This is a genomic window from Halostagnicola bangensis, from assembly GCF_054653435.1.
In genome coordinates this window covers 1,998,113-2,012,608 of the sequence record NZ_BAAIGG010000002.1, presented here as the reverse complement: position 1 = coordinate 2,012,608, position 14,496 = coordinate 1,998,113, and the positions used below count along the sequence as shown (strand labels likewise).

The following is a 14,496-nucleotide window of genomic DNA, read 5'->3' as shown; positions in this document are numbered from 1 at the left end:
ACCGACGCTCCCGTCGTCGAGTATCCAAACAGTTTCTATCACCGGCATCGTACGTCACGCCACGTATGCGGAGTTCGATTATTCGGGCGCTTCGAGGTCTTCTGGCGGGATTCGCCGGCCTCTCTTTTCTCCTCCTTTACTTGCTCCTCGAGTCTCGAGTGCTGTCGATTCGGGCCGCAGTCGCCCTGTTGGTCGTCGGCATCGGCTCGCTCGCCGGAGCCGTGGGGCCCGCGGGAATCTTCCGCTTGTTCGGGATTAGACCGAGAACGAACGAGTCAAACGCCGTCGAGGGCGACTGGTGGCTCGCGAGACTCGAGCCGACGCTCGAGCAGTCGTGGAACAGGTGGTCCGACCTCGTCCTCGCGCTCGGACTCGGCGTGGTCGGCGTCGGGGCGCTCGTTCTGGTCGCCCTTTCGCCCGACGGCGAACCGCCTCTGGGGCTGCTCGTCGTGGCGCTCGTCGGGATCAATGGATCGCTCATTTCGCTCGCGTTTGTGGATCTGGACGCGAGCTCCTCGGAGGAGTGACTCGAGTGGCGGTTACCTCGAGGCCTCGTTTCGAATGTGGCGAGTTCCCCTGCGAAACGCGTTTACGGAGCGGAGAGCGGCCCACGAGAGCGCCAGTGCGCCTGCGACACCGAGTCCGAGAATGGTCGGATCGTTGTTCGCGAAACCGAACGATATCGCGGCGACCAGGATCCGAACGAGGACAACGGTCGCAGCGAGTGCGACGACGCCCAACACGCCGTGTCGGGCCAGTTGCCGCGAGCGCGTTCCCCTGTGGAGTTCCGCGAATCCGTGCAAACGGACACGACAGATCTCCATCGCGGTGACGTACCCGAGAACCAACGACGAGAACAGGACCGTCGCGTGGACGAACCCGTTCTGGATCGGGCCGAGACCCGCGACGATCCGGAGGGTATCAGCCGCAGCGAGGACCGTCAGGAAAGTCAACGGAACGAACAGCAACAGCGAGCCCGACAGCACGGCCGCCGTCGACAGGTAGTTCCTCATAATATTCAGTTGAAATACCTTCGAGGCCGACCTTTAAAGCTTTTGTCAGAACGGGACCGGTAGCATAGCATCTCGAAGCCAGATTTCGGGAACGAAATGTCGGCCGCCTGTACTAGCCGGGCACAGCGACTTGGTTCCACACGATACCGATCCAGTATGGACTCGAGTACGGATTTCGAAGAGCTGTCTGCACGCATGCGAACCCAGTCCGAAGACGCCGCGGGTTCGGACACGGAACGAGTGACGATCAGATCGCTTGAGGAGGTGAGCTACGACGGGATCAAATCGCTGCTCGAGGTGTACGCGGTCGAAAACACCGACACGGAGGATCTCGTGCTCGTCCTTTCGTCGCTCAACGCGGAACTCGTGTTCGAGACCGACGAGGCCGACATCGACGACACCGAGGATCTCGAGGACCGGCTGGGCCACGAGGTTCGCGTCGAAGAGGGGATGCCCGAGGACACGATTTTACTGCTCGATCCGGACGCCGTGTCGGGCGAGGAAATTCTCGAACCCGAGAACATCGTCTGCGGGATGGTCGGCGCGGCCGACGAACCGGACGAGTGAGTTGCGTACAAGTTCGAAGGATAACGAATCTACGAACGAGAACAGGCGGTTTTTCGAGCGGTGAACAGGGGGAAACAGCGAGTTCGAATCGCTACTCGCTGGTACTTATTCAGAAAGGGTTACGAGCAAATTCCACCGTAGTGGCTAATTGCTCGGTTTGTGTGCCCGGATAGTCGCCGAAACGAGCACCTCGTCTAAGTCGCGGTCGTCACCCCACTCGCGGATGAAGTCTTGGGTTTCGTCCTGAGGTTCGATTTGGACGTCTTGGAATCCTGCCTCTTCGAGAAGACCCTCTAATTCCCTAATTCGTGTTGCACCGCCAACGCACTCCGCGATTGAGTCGAGATCTGCACGCAACTCGTCAGGGAGTTTAGCCGTCAAAACGACATCCGAGATAGCCAGCCTACCGCCGGGTCGAAGCACTCGATAGGCCTCTTCAAACACTTGGCGCTTGTCGGGTGAGAGATTGATTACGCAGTTCGAGATGATGACGTCGATGGTATCGTCACTAACAGGGAGATGTTCTATCTCACCGAGTCGGAATTCAACGTTTTCAGTGTCGTTTTCCTCACTATTTGTACGGGCTTTTTCGATCATCTCGGGTGTCATATCGACTCCGATGACGTGTCCATCCGTGCTAACCTCGTTTGCAGCGAGGAAACAGTCGAACCCTCCGCCGGAGCCGAGGTCTAGAACCGTCTGCCCTTGGGTCAGGTTTGCGATAGCGGTCGGATTGCCACACCCAAGTCCGAGGTTCGCATCAGTCGGAACCGACTCGATCTCTTCAGAACTATACCCAACTTGTTCCGCCCATGTTGTTGATGTTTCATCGTTTGTACAGCACCCAGTTAGTGTCTCTGTGTCGGTATCGTCACTTGTTGGTGACTCCGTGCTACTGCTACAATCAGCGTTCGAACTCGATTCGCAACAGCCCGTGTCATCAGATGCCACCTCCGCGTATCGGTCGCGGACTGTCTCGTGCTGTTCATCGTCAGTGAAAGTAGACTCTTCTGGAGCGGTTGTGTTTTCAGTCATTGTTGTTTGTCGGGTAGGTGTCACTTTTTTGGAGCCCACTGCGACGAGAATTGTGTCGACTGTTGGTCTCTCATATTTTGGATGTCAGACGATGAAGAGATTGAACACGACGCCAACGGTAATACCGATTGTGACGACGGTTCCAGCGTAGACGAGCAATAGCCGGCGTTTGAACAGCTTGTTTAGGAGAATTAGATTCGGGATGCTCACACCTGCGCCACCGATGACGAACGCAAGAACGGTCCCGATTGCAATCCCCTGTTCGCTGAGCGAGGCGGCGATGGGAAGCATACCGCTGAGGCTAATGTAGACCGGGGCACCTGCCAACGCCGCTAACGGCACGGCAAGTGGGTTCTCCGGACCAACGACGGTATGAAGCAGATCAACCGGAACGGCGCCGTGAATCAGCGCACCGATCGTCATTCCGAGTATAAGATATGGAAGTGTATCGACGAAGAACGACCACGCTTCACGCGCGGCCAATTCGAAATGCTGTCGATGCGTCTGCTCTACATTCGCTGTCCCTCCGGCACAGCAATCAACGGTCCCGCCGTCCGCTACGGCCTGACTCGTACTATCCGTAATGCGGACCTCTTTGACGTGGTCAACTAATCCGAGCCGTCCGATGATGATACCACCGACGACAGCGGCAACGAAGGTGATCGTAACGTAGTAGGCAGTCACCCCAATTCCGAAGAGGCCGAGAAGCAGAACCACTGCAATCCAGTTGACCAGGGGCGATGCAAGTAGAAACGAGAACGCGAGTCCAAGCGGCGCACCTGCTTGCAACAAACCAGCGAGGATAGGGACAGTCGAACACGAACAAAACGGAGTTACCGCACCGAAGCCAGCTGCAGCAACGTTGCCAGTCCCTTCGTCATGACCATGGAGCTTGCGTTCGACCTTCTCTGGGGGGAGATACTCCTGTGCAAGGCCCACGAGGAAGGAGGCCCCAATGAACAGCGGTACGAGAACGACGGCGAGGTGCAGAAAGTAATCCCACGAGTCGAGGAGTGCGTTGGTAAGGCCTGGTGGAAGCATTTCAAACGTCCTCTTGAATGGCGTGGGCGAGGTCGAGCAGTTCGAAGACTGCGGTATCGGCGATGCGATAATAGCTCCACTTACCCTTCTTCCGGGATTTGACCAGTCCTGCCTCTTTCAGCTTCCGGAGGTGGGTGGCGACCGTCGATTGGGGTGCGTCGAGCACGATCTGTAACTCACAACCACAGCACTCGGATTCGCGGAGTGCACTCAGAATTCGGAGGCGATCCTCATTCCCGAGGGCCTTGAAGACGGTCTCCTGACCGGCGACATCTTGTTCAGATGGTCGGATATCCTGTAAGGTGGCGATTCGTTCTTCTGGGTCGTCGTACAGCCGTTCGAGTGCGCTGTAGGCTTCGTCGGGTAGCGAATCTGTCTTAGACATATTTGATTTTCTCGGTCCGAGTTATTTGCAACAGCTTTCGGACTCGGTTTCTGTCGAATCAGATTGGACTTCTTCGATAGCCGTTCCACAACATTCGGACTCTTCATCCTGCCTGTATCGGTTTGCGAGACGATTCCAGATTCGGTTAAGGGTACTCTGAGCCATCACCATCATATCGTATTTTCTCGATTTACATGAAGGTTATGGTGGCACAGGTTTAGCCTCGCAGTTGAGAAGAGGATTTGCATGGTCACGCTTCAGCACAATACTTAGCGAGAGCGACGTTGACGTGAGTGGGCGCTTGATGACCTCAAAAGACAGAATCTAGACTACATGCATGAAATTCGCGATGAAATCGAACAGCGAGTTATCGACCTGTTTGAAGAGTCCAGCGAGATTTTACAAAAATAGTCTCGCTACTCCCTACTGGAGTAAATAGCGATCAGGTTTGTGGTCCCCCGGACTGCTTCCCACTGGAGTGATTAAATATACGACTCACCATGATAGAAATATAATGATCTGTAGCTACTCACCTTCCGAACCTCTGCTCGAGGGGCGGTACAAGAACTGAGAGCAGCCCAACCCGAGAAGAATCGTCCCCTATCCGGTCACCGTCGCAGACTCGAGACCATCGCCTGTGCGTGCTCGAGCGAGAACGCCGATGTCGGCCGGTCCATGTGAACCCCGATTTCGCCCGAGAGCGCACCGAGTCCGATCCGCTGGACGGGTTCGGGAAGCGAGTAGGCCCGCCGGATGAGGTGGCCGAGTCGCTGTTCGCGCTCGAGTTCCTCGCGCCAGGTGTGCTCGTAGGCCGCGAGCGAGGTCGGACGGTCGGGATCGATCTCGCGGGCGGCGTGGTCGGCACAGGTCATGCTATAAAGGATGCCGCCACCGGTGAACGGTTTCGTCTGCCCGGCGGCGTCGCCGAGCAGGAAGCCTCGACGCGTCGTGACCCGGTCCGGCGGCCCGATCGGGATCGCCCCCGAACAGCGGTGAGAGACGTCGACCTCGTAGCCGTCAACGAGTTCCTCGAAGTGTTTGTTCACCTGCACGCCCGGCGGCGCGGCGAGGCCGTACTCGACGCCGGCATCGCCTCGGGGAATCCGCCACGCAAAAAATCGCGGCGCGGTGAGGTGAACGTCGACGAAATCCTCGTCGTCGGCCTCGTCCGAGAACGCGAGCACGCCGTGGAGCAGTTCGTCCGGTTCCGGGAGCGACAGCGCCTCGCGAACCCTCGAGCGCGGACCGTCGCAGCCGGCGACCATCTTCGCCTCGAACGTCCGCTCGCCGTCGGGGCCTTTCGCGTCGATTTCGACGGAGTCTGCGGACTCGCGAACGGCAGTTACGGTGTGTTCGTCGCGGACGTCTGCACCTGCGTCCCGCGCGAGCTCCGCGAGGTGACGATCCAGCCCGACGCGGTCGATTACGTTCGAGACGACCTCGTCTTTGTAGAAGGGATAGAAATCGCTTCCTGGCCCTTGCACGTGAAACCGCGCTCCCCGAACCTCGTTCTGGAGGAGTTCCTCGCGAGCGCCCTCCCCGGTAAAGTTCCAGACGTCAGTGCTGACGTGTCCCGAACAGGCCAGCGGCTCGCCGATCGATCCTTTCTCGAGGGCGAGCACGTCGTGGCCGTTCTTGGCCGCTCGTCGGGCGAAGCGCGCTCCCGGCGGCCCGACGCCGACGACGACGAAATCGTACATGTTCGTCACGTTCACGCCGCCGAATAAATAGTTTCTCGACTCTCGCTGTGTATCTGAATCAACGTTTTAGGACCCCAATCGGCGTATTAGGTATCTTCAAGGAGAGCCCATATCGCGTCGCCCTCGCCCTCGAAGCGCTCGAGCAACGCTCGAACGCGACTTCGAACGTCGTCGTCGACGCGGACGTGGACCATCCCCTCGTCGGGCTGGCCGTAGACGACGCTCGCGCCGTCGGGTGCGGCGACGATCGCAGGAAGCGCGGCGAGATCCTCCTCGCCGTCGACGAGGATCGTGATGGGATCGTCGGCCACCAGCGCCTCGAGGAGCGCGCCGACGAGTTCTTCCGTGATGACTCCGGGCGGGTTCTCGACCTCGAGGTTGACGCCGTCGGTGACGGCGCGTTCGACCTCTTCGTCGACGGCGCTTCGTTTTGTTCGGCCGTCGACGAGCGAGACATCCGGCTGATGGCCAGCCTGCAAGAAGTGATACGTAACGACATCGCCGACGGCGACGAGCGGCCCCGAGACGGACGCCAGCAACACGTCGGCGTCGGTCTCGATCGGTCCGAACGGATCCTTCAGGTCGCCTCGTGCGTCGACCGGGAGCGAGAGCGAGGAGTGGTCGTCGCTCGAGGAATCGGCGTCAGTTGGTGGAGGAGATTCGGCTTCGTCACCGGTATTACCGGCGGTATGGCCCGTTTCCGTGTCGTCTTCGCCATCCGGGCCAGTTCGAGTCACGGTCCTACCGCGTCACCGAACCTTGAGCGCGTACGCGCCGGATTCGGTGACCTGCATCTCTGTTGCGATCTGGCTCTCCTCGGGGTGGGCAATGACAACGTAGCCCGCCCAATCCTCGGTCAGCGACGACGACGCACAACTTTCGCAGGTTTCGGCGTCGGCGTCATTGACACGGTGGCACTCTCGACAGACGAGACGATCCGAAGCCATCGTTATTCACCCGCCGCGGCTTCTTCGCGTTGCTCTCGGTCTTCCTGGAGCCAGCCGTGTTTCCCGAGACCGGGCTGTTTCGCGGTCAGGCCGATCTTCGAGTCACGCGGGTTGCGCTCGTCGATGCTCTTGGTGACGATTCGCGCGCGGACGGCGTCGTCGACGCCGAGCGTACGATTCGACTCGTTCGAGGCGAGTTGCTGGTTCTCCCCGTCGAACGCGAGATACTCGTCGCTGATCTGGGAGACGTGGAGGAGTCCGTCGACGGGGCCGATGCCGACGAAGGCACCGAACTCGACGACTTCGACGACGGTGCCGTCGACGACCTCCTGCATCTGTGGGTCGAACGTGATCGCGTCGAACTCGGCCTCGTAGTAGACGCCCGGTTCGTTCGGAAGAACCGTTCCCTCACCGATATCGATAACATCGGTGACAGAGACGACGCTTCCGACTTCCTCGTCCATTCGTCCTTCCAGCTTGTCCTGGAGCAGTCGCTTGACGAGGAGCGGCGAAACGTCGCCGAGTTCCTCTGGCGGTACTTCTACGGTGTCCGTTAATCTAGCCCGTTTGTACATCTATGGTTGAGTTACTGCCAACTTGTTTCTCCCGCGTAATGCAATTACCGGTCTACTCGCCTCAAGCACCCGGTCGCGTAGCGGGCGGTCGTTCGTGACGACGTAGTCGACCGCGCCCTCTCGGGCAAGTTCGACCAGGGCGTCGTCTGCGTACGATTCCTCCGTGTCGACCACGAGACAGCGATCGGTCGCCAGGTCGTGGCCGACGTTCGCCGCGGTGCCCTCCGTGCCGCCTTTCTCCGAGAGGCGCCGAAGTTCTTCGACGACGGGTTGGGGTGTCGTCGGCTCGAACTCTCCGAGCAGGCGATCGAGTTCGTCGAACAACCGCACATCGAGTTCGACAGGCATCATCAGCGCACTCGTATCGAGAGCAACCCGCGAACTCATTGTGACTTACTCCGTCAGCGTACCGAGGCCGATCAGCCGCCATCGAGCGCCGATTCGGCGGTTGATCGCGATTTTCGCACCCGGGTCCGCACAGACGGGACGTTTGAGTTTGACCTCGCACTCGCCCTCGCGCGCGCTCGTGACCGCGCCGACGGTCGTCGACGTGCCGACGGTCATCATGAGGGGTTCGCCCGTACTGATCTCGTCGACGGTTTCGCCGCCGTCGACGCCGACGACGCGCTCGAGCAGATCCACATCCATCGTGAACTTCTCCCACGTCGGCGGAAGGGTCCCGGGAGGACCAGCCATCTGGCCAGCCAGAGCGTCACCTTTCGTCAACGACGGATCGAGACCGGTTCCGACGCCGAGCAGGCCGCCGGGCGTGACGGTCTCGACGTTTTCGCCGCCCGCCTGCAGCGATCGGATCGTCGTTTCGATCGGAACGTACTCGCTCTGACCGCCTTCTTCGACCTCGCGGCCGGGTTTGACTTCGAGTTCGTCGCCTTTCTCGAGTTCGCCGGCGACCAGACTACCGCCGAGGACGCCACCGGTGAGGTCCTCGAAGGTCGTTCCCGGCTTGTTGATGTCGAAGCTGCGGGCGACGTGGAGCCGAGCATCGGTTCCCGGACCGCGCTCGGGCGTCGGAATCTCCTCCTCGATAGCGCCGATGAGCAGATCAATGTTCACGTCCTGTCCCGCACTGACGGGGACAACGGGGGCGTCTTCGGCGACGGTCCCTTCAACGAACTCCTGAATCTGTTCGAAGTTGTTTCGTGCCGTCTCGCCGTCGACGAGGTCGACCTTGTTCTGTGCGATGACAATGTTCTCGATGCCGATGAGATCCAGCGCCATCAGGTGTTCTTCGGTCTGGGGCTGTGGGACGGGTTCGTTGGCGCTGACCACCAACACTGCGCCATCCATCAGCGACGCTCCCGAGAGCATCGTCGCCATCAGGGTCTCGTGACCCGGTGCATCGACGAACGAAACGGTCCGGAGCGGTTCGCTTTCGGAGCCGTCCGGACACTCCTCTTCGACGGTGTAACACTCGGGTTCGTCCATTCCGGGACACGTGCGGAACGTCGCGTCCGCATAGCCCAGTCTGATGGAGATCCCGCGTTTCATCTCCTCGCTGTGTTGGTCCGTCCACGAGCCGCTGAGCGCCTGTACCAGCGTCGTCTTGCCGTGGTCGACGTGGCCGACGAGCCCGATGTTCACCTCCGGTTGTTGATTTCCTGCCATAAGACGATGAGTAATCTTGAATATGACTTCCCGTGTGCGCTTGATAAACCTACTGTTCTAGGAGCGAATTCCCCGCCGGAAACGTACTCGAGTGGCTATCGGTCACCCCAACTGGTAGTTCGTCCGCACGTATTTGCGGCTGAATTTCGTGGACGGTTCAGGCGGACCGGCCAAAGCGGTTGGGAAAGTTACAAAAATTCGGCTAAGGGAATGGCTTTGTCAGTCGGCCGCGTGAATTACCCCCATGAGTCGATCAAACGTATCGTTACAATCGGGTGATTCCGAGGGGATCCTCGAGTGTACCGACTGTCTGGATCCCGCCGACGCGTTCGCGCTTATCGGAAACGAAACGCGCCTGGCGATCCTCGAGGCGCTGTGGGCCGCCGACGAACACCCCGTCTCGTTCTCCGAACTCAGGCGCGAGGTCGGGATGCGCGATTCCGCACAATTCAACTACCACCTTCAGAAGCTGACGGGACACTTCATCAGAAACGTCGAGGGGTCGCTCGACGGCGACTCCGCCTCGACCGCGAACGGCGGCTACGAGTTCAAACACGCCGGCGAGAAGGTCGTGCGGTCGGTTATCGCCGGCTCGTTTACCGAAACGCCGACGATCGAGCCGTTTCCCGTCCAAGGCGGCTGTGTCACCTGCGGCGGTCCGCTGCAAGCCGAGTACGTCGACGAGCAGTTAGCCATCGAGTGCACCGACTGCGGCCAGCGCCACGGCGAGTATTCGTTTCCGCCCGGCGGATTGAACGACCGCACGCTCGAGGAGGTGGCCGAGGCGTTCGACCAACGAGTTCGGCACCTGCACTGTCTGGCGGCCGACGGGGTGTGTCCGGAATGCAACGGCCGAACGGAGTCGACCATCGTCGAGGACGCCGACGGCAAGTGCTGTCTCGGCGCTGGCATCCGCGTCGATCACGACTGCCAACAGTGTGGCCACAGCCTATGTTCGGCCGTCGGACTACAACTGCTCGACCACTCGACGGTCGTGAGCTTCCACCGCGAACGCGGCGTTTCGCTCGACGAGCGCCCGTACTGGACGCTCCCGTGGTGCGTTTCGGATCACCATACGTCGATTCTCGAGCGCGATCCGTACCGACTCGAGGTCGACATTCCGCTGGCGGGAGACAATCTTCACATCATCTTAAACGACAATCTGGACGTCCTCGAGACGGTAGTCGAACGCTGCGACTGACCGCCCGCGTTTCTCGAGACAGTCACTTTTTTCGAAATACCCAATTCGATCGGACGAAATCTATATTTCAACAATATTCACCTAATCTGTGGTCTTGAAATGAAATATAGAGGTTGTATCGGCCACTCAATAGACATTCTTCCATAAAGATACTAAAGTCGACATCCTCTTATCACAATAGGCATCCAAACTAAGTGATTAGATTTATTGGCTCTGGTGAATCACCAGACGGCGGCGACTTGATCCGTCAGAACTAGGGAGTTGAAGCGGGAAACGGCGGATGGTTCATGTCCAAAATTTCCCGCTTCACTGGGAAGGTCGTGACGTTGGCTAAAAGTGCTGTTGGTGGCCGAGGCGAAGCCGCCGCCCCGCAGGGTGGCGGCGGATTCGCCGACTACGCCGTCGTTTCGCTACATTGTCTTCGGATTTACTTGGAGAAATCCTACCGCGAAGCACTCGATCTTCTGGGCGAGATGCCTCAAATACTGGCGGAGATCGGCCTTGTAATGATTCAGGGACGGTTTGAAACCTACTACTCAATTCTGGAGACAGGAGACCTCTACGAGTAGTTCTCAGAAGACGTGGCATGGTTGTTCGTCGTTTATATACAGGTCACGAAAACAGGCACAGTAGGGCGGCTCCTGGCTGAATTCAAGCTCAAAATTCGATCGAGAAAAAGTACAGAAAAGTAACAGTAGTTCTGAGACGCGATTACATTGCCGTGCACCGGGTGCACGGCTCTTTCAGGCTGTTATTTTGCACGCACGAATTAACTTTCAAACCTTCTCTAAGCCATTAGAAGGCCGATCTCCCTGATCACTCGACGCTGGTGAAAGCGTTTGACAGGATCGAGATGGCGGTCTGGCGAGTACTGTTGCGCCTGTCGGCGCAGCTGCACGAGCCATCTGGTCACGCGGCGATGGACGCGACATTTTTTGACCGCGAAAACGCGAGCAAACACTACTGCCGTCGCACGAATTACCGCGTGCAGACGCTCAAAACCACCGCTCTCGTCGATACGGCCTCACAGGCTGTCCTCGACGTTCACTGCACAACCGAAAAACGTCACGACACGCAGATCGGCTGGCAACTCGCCGCCGACAAAGGCTACGACTGGCAGCGGTTACCGAATAAACTCAGGGAAGAAGGCGTAAGACCACTGATCAAGCACCGAGAGTTCCGCCCCATCGATCACGCGCACAACGCGCGGATCGATGAGGCTCTCTACGGCCAGAGAGCGCTGTCTGAGACCGTCTTCTCGGTAATCAAGCGCACGCTCGGCGATGCCGTGCGTGCGCGAAGGTGGTATCGAGAGTTCCGTGAAATCGTTCTGATGTGTGTCGTCTATAACATCAAGCGTTCCGTCAACTAGCCAAATCAAGCGCCGTATGGCGATTCACCACGGCCGATTTATTTGAAACTGATCCTGGCGTGCTCGCTATCAAGTACCTCCAGAGTCAACTACTCTTCCAAAGCCATTATGATCACCAGTGATTTCTATATATGGTTCTAAAGTTAGGGAAGGAATCGATCCACCACCAACATATGAAAACTGATGTTGACGATAGGCATTAAACTCATCATCATCCTCATTTATCCAGTTATTGACCACTCCATCGTGAGACCATGATGGGTCAGGAGTGGTACCATGTGGCTGTTCTGAGATATTCCTAATTTCGTTCTCCCAACTGTTATATTCCCATTCAACCGTGTATTCGAATTCCAAAACAGTGTGCGTTCCGGTCCAATGTTCAGCACTTTCTGTGCCTGTGACTGAAATACTATCCCACCCTGTTGATGTCGTACGAACTTCTTCTGGTTCCTGAGTTTCGTGTTTAAATTCAATACCTTCCAACCAGTCAATCACCGCTTCTGATCTTGGTTCGTTGAGAGCTTCCTGTGCCTCTATACGGTCTTCTTCAGAAAGATCGCCAAGATCTTCCATAAATTCAGTGACCTCCTCAATATTGTTAGGATTGAAATTAGTATCAATGTCTAAGTTGTTCGACTGATCGCCTGTGTCAGCAGCCACTTTTCCGACACCACTTACAGCCGTAATACCGATTATCGAGGCTTTTCCAACGTTTCCAAGGATCTTTCGTCTGTTAGCTTTTCGCATTGCATCTAGTAATAAATCCTGAAAGTATATGAATCTAAGCACAATATCCATCTAAGGTGTTTGTTGTAAGATATATAAAGAACATCATAATTATATTCTCGTATTTCGGGTATTGTATATAGAAATTGGCGAATAATAAGTTATGAGTGGGATAATTGTGCAGATTAAAGTCTACGGAATACAAGAGGCAGAAATATTGATCTTCATCAGTACCATCATATGTATCGGTGACGGCGTACAACCCTTGTTTCGTCAACATTCTGATCCTGTTTCTCATCAAGTGCGACCCGGTAACGTTCAACCATCACGGAGCGCTATGAAAATCTAAGACCGCGTGCGCCTGTTCCTCACTTACGTCCCGAGGAGAGTAATACCTAGTAAATTAATATTGAGGTAATCTCTCGAAAGCCCGTAAATGTACTGCGCACCGACCCCACCAAGGTGTTCAGGCGATGTTCATTCTCCGAAACCTAATCACAAGCCACACTTAAGAATAGAGTAGTCTTAGATAACACATAGTATTTGTGAGTTTTTCTTGATTCTTAAATATTTTCCACTAACAGGGTTAACCACTATTGTACCAAAATATCCAATATATCATACCTACTAATCAAGTGATATAATCATACAAAAGCTTTTTTATAATAAATAGGACATGTGATGATTGAAGTGAGCTACGGTGGCTCAATGATTGTCTATCGCTCTCGGAGCCCCTCAAGAAAAAGAAGACCAAGCCAGGCGACAGAAATGCCTACAACAACTAATCCTCCTAGGATGAATAGAATATTAATGTTCAAAAACCCATAATATGTGGCCGCAGTCCCAATTATGGCAGCTATTGAGAGAAGAGCACCTAATAATGATCGATGTAATGCTGAAAAGAACCTATCTGAGTCCGACATATTTGTGACCATATCCCAAAGGTTCGAGATCATACATATTAAGTTTTTTGGATGGCCAATTCTTGATATTTAATATAGCCTTAGCAAACAATCATAGGCAAAAGAGAGGCAACAGCATCGCACACAGACCTGTTAATGACTGCGATTGATCTTAAGAGATTCTTCTAAACGCTTGTCGAGTACCTGAGACGTACACCGCCGTCGAGCGCCGCACTCGAGGCACCGACTGGTGTGGACAAGCCAAGGATTTTTTCCACTCATCACCCTCTCTTCGGTCGTGTCGGAGTTCGCGTTCGAACTCGAGTTGTGTGCCCACCTCGAGTCCGTCGGCCAGCCGGGAACGGAAAGGAACGGCATCGTCGCTCGACAACTCGGTGGAGCCGTCGCCGAGCCGGGCGGACGAATCCTCGACATCGTCTGTGTCGAGCCGGGGCCGGCGTTCGACCAGCGACTGGCGCTGACGGGAGAGACGATCCCCGACGCCGCAATCGAGGCCGATATCGGCCCCGGAACGGCTCGCTACTGGAAAGACGCCTTCGCCGACGACTGTCACCCCGAGCGGGCGAAAAGCGCGCTCGAACGCGCCCTCGAGATCGACTTCTTCGAATCCGAACTGCGAAACGGCCGCGAGTACGTCCGGCAGGTCGCGCGCTATCCCGACTGGTACTCGCGCATTATCGGCATCGAGAACAAACCGGATCTCGGAACGCCCGGCGACCTCGAGGCCCAGCTCCGGACCGACGCGAGTCTCGGGCTCGTGGACGAAGCGATCCTCGCAACGGAGAGCTACGTCACCGGCGCGCACCTGAACCGGATTCCCGGGGAGATCGGCGTCTGGCGCGTCTCGAGGGGAGATACGAGCGATGGCGTCGGAAACCGCAAGCTCGAGATCGAAGTAGTCCGCGAACCGATGTCACTCTCGACGGACGAGTCGGGAATCGAACCGCTCGAGTACCACCCGGGCCACACCGACGTGGCGGTCGTCTCGGCGGAGCAAAAAGCACGGACACGGCGGCGAATCGCCGAGCGCGCGTTCGGGAAGGGGTGGCGAACGTTCCGGTTTCCCGACTGCGGGGCCTGCGAGCCATCCGCCGGGGAGTTTTCGACGCCGCTCCCGTTTTGTTCCTGGAAGGGGCGAATCGTCGACGCCGAGTCGGAGTGTGGCGCTTCGTGTCCGGGTCACGATCCGGCGAGCGGCCTGGAAATCGATCTCGAGGCCGAACGCGACCGCCGAACGCCGTGGCGGCGCGAGCCGAGCGGCGAGCGCCGACGGCAGTCAGGGCTAGATCAGTTCGGGTGATCGGGTCGCGTCACTCGAGCCCGTCGTCGCTCCGATACCGCGAAAGGCCTCCTAAATCTTCGAAGTGAGCGATCGCTGAGCGAAA

The 14,496-nt window shown here is 57.2% G+C and carries 15 protein-coding genes and 2 pseudogenes; 6 read left to right on the top strand and 11 right to left on the bottom strand.

Annotated features, from left to right (window positions below):
• Nucleotides 1-65: 65 nt before the first annotated feature.
• Nucleotides 66-527 carry a hypothetical protein gene (locus ACYQ14_RS11740; protein WP_459888388.1) on the top strand — a complete coding sequence of 154 codons (462 nt, stop codon included), beginning with the start codon at nt 66-68 and terminating at the stop codon, nt 525-527.
• 12 nt (nt 528-539) lie between these two features.
• On the opposite strand, the gene ACYQ14_RS11735 is transcribed toward ACYQ14_RS11740, so the two are convergent.
• Nucleotides 540-1,013 carry a hypothetical protein gene (locus tag ACYQ14_RS11735; protein ID WP_459888386.1) on the bottom strand — a complete coding sequence of 158 codons (474 nt, stop codon included), beginning with the start codon at nt 1,011-1,013 and terminating at the stop codon, nt 540-542.
• A gap of 156 nt (nt 1,014-1,169) precedes the next feature.
• Here ACYQ14_RS11735 and ACYQ14_RS11730 point away from each other — a divergent pair, with 156 nt between their 5' ends.
• On the top strand, nt 1,170-1,580 hold the full coding sequence (locus ACYQ14_RS11730) for a hypothetical protein (RefSeq protein WP_283835841.1): 411 nt from the start codon (nt 1,170-1,172) through the stop codon (nt 1,578-1,580).
• Nucleotides 1,581-1,724: 144 nt separating this feature from the next.
• Here ACYQ14_RS11730 and ACYQ14_RS11725 read toward each other — a convergent pair whose 3' ends face one another.
• The 9 genes from ACYQ14_RS11725 to ACYQ14_RS11685 form a co-directional block, all read right to left on the bottom strand.
• A complete protein-coding gene (locus tag ACYQ14_RS11725; protein WP_283835839.1) occupies nt 1,725-2,615 on the bottom strand; it encodes an arsenite methyltransferase in 891 nt (296 codons plus the stop codon).
• Nucleotides 2,616-2,699: 84 nt separating this feature from the next.
• Nucleotides 2,700-3,656 carry a permease gene (locus ACYQ14_RS11720; protein WP_283835838.1) on the bottom strand — a complete coding sequence of 319 codons (957 nt, stop codon included), beginning with the start codon at nt 3,654-3,656 and terminating at the stop codon, nt 2,700-2,702.
• 1 nt (nt 3,657) lies between these two features.
• Nucleotides 3,658-4,041, bottom strand: coding sequence for an ArsR/SmtB family transcription factor (locus ACYQ14_RS11715; RefSeq protein ID WP_283835837.1), 384 nt, complete (start codon nt 4,039-4,041; stop codon nt 3,658-3,660).
• 608 nt (nt 4,042-4,649) lie between these two features.
• Nucleotides 4,650-5,741, bottom strand: coding sequence for a geranylgeranyl reductase family protein (locus ACYQ14_RS11710; RefSeq protein ID WP_459888381.1), 1,092 nt, complete (start codon nt 5,739-5,741; stop codon nt 4,650-4,652).
• Between the two features lie 86 nt (nt 5,742-5,827).
• On the bottom strand, nt 5,828-6,478 hold the full coding sequence (locus ACYQ14_RS11705) for a GTP-dependent dephospho-CoA kinase family protein (RefSeq protein ID WP_459888380.1): 651 nt from the start codon (nt 6,476-6,478) through the stop codon (nt 5,828-5,830).
• A 12-nt stretch (nt 6,479-6,490) separates the two neighbouring features.
• Nucleotides 6,491-6,688, bottom strand: a complete 198-nt coding sequence (spt4, locus tag ACYQ14_RS11700) for a transcription elongation factor subunit Spt4 (protein ID WP_459888378.1) — start codon at nt 6,686-6,688, stop codon at nt 6,491-6,493.
• 2 nt (nt 6,689-6,690) lie between these two features.
• Entirely contained in the window at nt 6,691-7,263 is a 573-nt protein-coding gene (locus ACYQ14_RS11695) for a DNA-directed RNA polymerase (protein WP_283835832.1), read from the bottom strand.
• The gene (locus ACYQ14_RS11690) at nt 7,264-7,650 is read right to left on the bottom strand and encodes a type II toxin-antitoxin system VapC family toxin (RefSeq protein ID WP_459888374.1); all 387 of its coding nucleotides are present in this window, start codon (nt 7,648-7,650) and stop codon (nt 7,264-7,266) included.
• A 6-nt stretch (nt 7,651-7,656) separates the two neighbouring features.
• On the bottom strand, nt 7,657-8,889 hold the full coding sequence (locus tag ACYQ14_RS11685) for a translation initiation factor IF-2 subunit gamma (protein WP_459888371.1): 1,233 nt from the start codon (nt 8,887-8,889) through the stop codon (nt 7,657-7,659).
• Between the two features lie 244 nt (nt 8,890-9,133).
• On the opposite strand from ACYQ14_RS11685, the gene ACYQ14_RS11680 reads away from it, so the two are divergent.
• The 3 genes and pseudogenes from ACYQ14_RS11680 to ACYQ14_RS11670 all read left to right on the top strand — a co-directional run.
• Nucleotides 9,134-10,090, top strand: a complete 957-nt coding sequence (locus tag ACYQ14_RS11680) for an ArsR/SmtB family transcription factor (RefSeq protein ID WP_459888368.1) — start codon at nt 9,134-9,136, stop codon at nt 10,088-10,090.
• Nucleotides 10,091-10,377: 287 nt separating this feature from the next.
• Nucleotides 10,378-10,593, top strand: a pseudogene (locus ACYQ14_RS11675) (IS5/IS1182 family transposase); the annotation flags it as partial.
• A 296-nt stretch (nt 10,594-10,889) separates the two neighbouring features.
• Nucleotides 10,890-11,462: pseudogene (locus tag ACYQ14_RS11670) on the top strand (IS5 family transposase); the annotation flags it as partial.
• A 69-nt stretch (nt 11,463-11,531) separates the two neighbouring features.
• Here ACYQ14_RS11670 and ACYQ14_RS11665 read toward each other — a convergent pair.
• Nucleotides 11,532-12,260, bottom strand: coding sequence for a hypothetical protein (locus ACYQ14_RS11665; protein ID WP_459888366.1), 729 nt, complete (start codon nt 12,258-12,260; stop codon nt 11,532-11,534).
• Nucleotides 12,261-13,388: 1,128 nt separating this feature from the next.
• Here ACYQ14_RS11665 and ACYQ14_RS11660 point away from each other — a divergent pair.
• A complete protein-coding gene (locus tag ACYQ14_RS11660; protein WP_459888363.1) occupies nt 13,389-14,411 on the top strand; it encodes a DUF5787 family protein in 1,023 nt (340 codons plus the stop codon).
• Nucleotides 14,412-14,496: the final 85 nt, after the last annotated feature.